Here is a 3877-nt window from a genome sequence, read left to right on the forward strand (position 1 = left end):
CGGGCACGTCGTCGTCCTGCTCCAGGCGGCCAGACCGGCCAACGGCCACGGGCGCCCTGGGCGCATCACCACCGGGTGCGCCGGAAAGCGCGGCCATCAGCTCGCGGGCTGGTTCGGCCATGTCCCCGCTGGGATAACGGGTCAGGATGGTGTCCAGCAGCTTGCGCGAGGCCCCAACATCGCCAAGGCGGTTGCCCCGGATGTCCGCCGCGTGCAGCAGAGCGTCGTCGGCCAGCACGTGCCAGGAGAACCTGGCGGCCACACGCTCGAAGCGGCGGGCGGCATCCTCGAAGTCTGCCGGGCGAAACGAGCGGCTGGCCAGTTCCTTCATGGCCAGCGCGCCGTGGAACATGGCGGCGGGCACATTGGACCATCGGGGATGCTCGCGGACCGTGCCGTCGAACCGGGACACCACGCGTACCCACGGTTCGCGCAGTGCGCCGCGCCGGGCGTCCCGCTTCAGGGATTCCAGCTCTTTCTTGGCGGCGGCATATGCGGACGCGGCATCAGCGGCCTTCGCGGATGCGGGAAGGCCGATGCAGCAGACGAATGTGAGGGAAAGCAGAAGGAGGGCGAAAAACCTGTGCATGTCCGTTCCTGGGTTCCGCCGGGCGGCCACGGCGCGGTGCGGCCTGCAGTACCCCGGACGGGCTGCGGCGGCGGCAAACCCTACCGCAACCCCCACCCCGTTGGCAACCCGTACCCGCGCGCGGGGCTGCCGGGCGGGATTGCCGACTGCGTGCGGCCCGTGCCCACCCGTCACGACACAGCCGTCAGGACCAGTCCGGCGAAGACCAGTGAACCTCGACGCGGCAGGCACCCGTACCCCCCGTCGCGCACGCAAAAGGGGCGCGGCCTGCGCCGCGCCCCCGTGGTGTTGCGTATGGTGTCCCGCCCCGCAGGGGCGACTCCGTTGGCTAGAAGAACTGGCCCATGGAGAACTCGAAGCGACCGTTGGTCTTGTCGCCTTCCCGGTTTTCGTCCAGCGGAATACCGTAGGCGAAGCGCAGGTCGCCCATGGGCGAACGCCACCGGAACTCGAGGCCCACGGACTTCTTGATCTCGTCGTCCCAGGTGAACTTCTCGCTCGAGTCGGCGTTGAAACCCACGTCGAAGAACGGCACCAGGGCAAGACCCAGTTCGGGATGGAACACCCAGATGTATTCCAGGTTGGCGAAGGCCATGCGGTCGCCGCCGATGCGGTCGCCGGATTCCTTGTCGCGCGGGGAGATGTCCTTGGAGCTGTAGCCGCGGATGGAGTCGATGCCGCCGATGTAGAATCGTTCGAACACCGGCACGTCCTCGTCGCTGGTTTCCAGCACCACGCCGCCGCGCACGCGACCGTGCAGCACGTGGTTGGGACGCCACTGGTAGTACTGTTCGGTCTGCACCGTGGGCTTGAAGAAGTTGTCGTCGCCCATCAGGATGCCGCCGCCGTACTCGGTGAATATCTTGGTGATATTGCCCCGGGTCGGGTTTTCGCGGCTGTCCGTGGTGTCGCGGGTGATGCGGCCATGCACGACGCTGGATACGTTGTCGCCTTCGCGCTCGTGGATGATGTCCGCCGCGTCGTCCTCGATGTCGTACAGCTTGTAGAAGTCGAGTCGGTAACCCCAGCCCACGGTGGTGTATTCGCCGATGGGGTAGGCAAAGCGGATGGTGTTGCCGATGGTGTTCTTGCTGAAGTCGTCGTACTCGTCGCGGATGTTGTACGCGTCGTAGCCCACCGACAGGTTGGTGTCGTTGTACCGCGGGTTGGTGAAGGACCACTGGTACGCGGTGCGACGACCGGAGAACATGGCCATCAGCGAGGTCTGGTAGCCCTTGCCGAACAGGTTGCGTTCCATGATGGTGCCGGACACGCCGAACTCGTAGTAGGTGGAGTACCCGATGCCGCCGATGAGCGCGCCGGTGTTCTTTTCCTTCACCTTGACCTTCAGGTCCACTTCCTCTTCGCGCTCGGTGGGCACCAGTTCCGTGCTCACGGCCTCGAAGTACTGCAGCTTGTTCAGGCGTTCCGCGCTGCGGCGCAGCTTCTTGCCCTCGAACATGTCGCCGTCGGTGATGCGCAGTTCACGCAGGATGACGTTGTCGCGGGTCTTGTCGTTGCCTTCCACCAGGGCGCGACGGATGTAGACCTTCTGCCGCTTGTTCACGGTGTAGGCCACGTCCACCACGGCTTCGTCCTCGTGCTTCCTGGTGCGGGGGTTCACCTCGGCGAAGGCGTAGCCGTAGTCGGCGTAGAAGTCGGTAAGGGCCTTGTTGTCTTCCTGCATCACGTTGAAGCGGAAGAACCCGTCCTCCTTCTTCACGTCGTCCAGCTTGACGATTTCGGTCAGGCGGGTGTCGGGCTCGATGAGGTCGCCCGCAAAGGTCACCTCGCCCAGTTTGTAGCGCGGACCTTCCTTGATGGCGAAGGTGACGATGATGCCGTCCTCTTCGTAGTCCACCCGGGGCGCGGCCACCATGGCGTCGAGGTAGCCGTGGTTCATGCAGTAGGCGGTGACGGCGGCGGAATCGCGCTCGAGGTGTTCGTCCTTGAGCACGCCGGAACCGGTGATCCACGAGAACATGCCGCGCTCGGACAGCGCCAGCTGCTTCCTCAGGTCGTCGGCGTCCAGTTTTTCAACGCCTTCGAAGGCCACCTTCTTGATATACAGCTTCTTGCCTTCCTCCACCGTCAGCACCAGGCTGGCGCCAGCCCCGCCCGCGCGCGAATCTACGCGGTGCGAAACCTTGGCCAGGTAGTAGCCTTCCTTGCGGTAGAGTTCGGTAACCTTCTGCAGGTCCTGCGCAAGCAGCTTTTCGTTGAGGACCGAACCGGTCTTGGTGCTCATGGCGGCAAGAATGTCGTCCACGTCCACCTTGTCCGAGCCCTCTACTGTAACGTTTTCGATGCGCGGCTTTTCCTGCACCGTGTACACAAGGATCAGGCCTTCGCCGTCCTGCTCCACGTTGGCCTGCACATCACTGAAATAACCCAGATCCCAGATGCGCTTCACTTCGCGGTTGATGGCGGCCGGATCCACCGGGTCGCCCTTGCGGGTGGTCAGGCGCATCAGCACCACGTCGGGGTCCAGCACCTTGGTGCCGCGCACCTTGACGTCGGCCAGGGTGTTGCGGCGCAGCAGGTCGGACGAGATGCGCTCGGCCAGTTCGTCCACGGCGGGCAGGACATTGATCAGTCCTTCCTTCTGGATGAAGAAGGGCCGCGCGGCGCGGATGCCCAGGGCATCCACCACGCGCACGTCGATGCTGAAACCTTCGCCCACCTGGTTGAAGCTGCCGTACACGGCAACGCCCGCGCCTGCCAGCACCGACAGGTCACGCGCGGTGGACACGTCCAGGTTGGTCACGCGCTGGTCGCGCACCAGGGCCTGCGTGTCCTGCCGGGCAATGACGGTGAGCCCACGCGCCACCAGGCGCTGCGAGATGAGCTCCGGCAGGTCGTCATTGAGATATTCGAGGTCCGGTCCGGCATTCACCTGGAAGGGCAGGACGATGACGGTGGTGTCCCTCGGCGTCTGGGCCGGAGAGGTTGCCGCGTGTGCGAGCACAAGCAGGGCCATCGCAAGGATGCGCCCCCATCTAGCGAGTCTGGTCATACAGCTCTCCGGCTCTGAGTTCTAGGCATCTGCCCATGATGTCGGCCAATTCGCGGTTATGGGTAACGATGACGAGCGTCATGCCCAATTCCCGATTGAGTTCAAGCAGCAGGCGCGCCACCACGTCGCCGGTGCGCGCATCGAGGTTGCCCGTGGGTTCGTCGGCCAGCAGCACCTTTGGCCGCATCAGGATGGCCCGCGCGATGGCGGCGCGCTGGCGCTCGCCGCCCGACAACGTGGTTACCCGGTGCGCGGTCCGGTCGGCCAGGCCG

At 65.1% G+C, this 3877-nt stretch carries 3 protein-coding genes; all 3 read right to left on the reverse strand.

Annotated elements, in window-relative coordinates:
- Positions 1–589, reverse strand: a 589-nt coding sequence (locus tag FVW20_RS09320) for a tetratricopeptide repeat protein (RefSeq protein ID WP_372434980.1), incomplete at its 3' end; no start/stop codon positions are given.
- Between the two features lie 328 nt (positions 590–917).
- Positions 918–3605 (reverse strand): outer membrane protein assembly factor BamA, encoded by a 2688-nt coding sequence (gene bamA / locus FVW20_RS09325; protein WP_196609201.1) that lies wholly within the window; start codon positions 3603–3605, stop codon positions 918–920.
- Positions 3589–3877: ATP-binding cassette domain-containing protein (locus tag FVW20_RS09330; protein ID WP_196609202.1), on the reverse strand; the 289-nt coding region annotated here is incomplete at its 5' end. The genes FVW20_RS09330 and bamA, both read right to left, overlap by 17 nt.

This window comes from Nitratidesulfovibrio oxamicus (genome assembly GCF_015731765.1).
Classification (GTDB): domain Bacteria; phylum Desulfobacterota; class Desulfovibrionia; order Desulfovibrionales; family Desulfovibrionaceae; genus Cupidesulfovibrio; species Cupidesulfovibrio oxamicus.

Excerpts from the sequence above, each read along its gene's own strand:
- bamA (WP_196609201.1), bottom strand. The coding sequence starts at position 3,605 with ATGACCAGACTCGCTAGATGGGGGCGCATCCTTGCGATGGCCCTGCTT.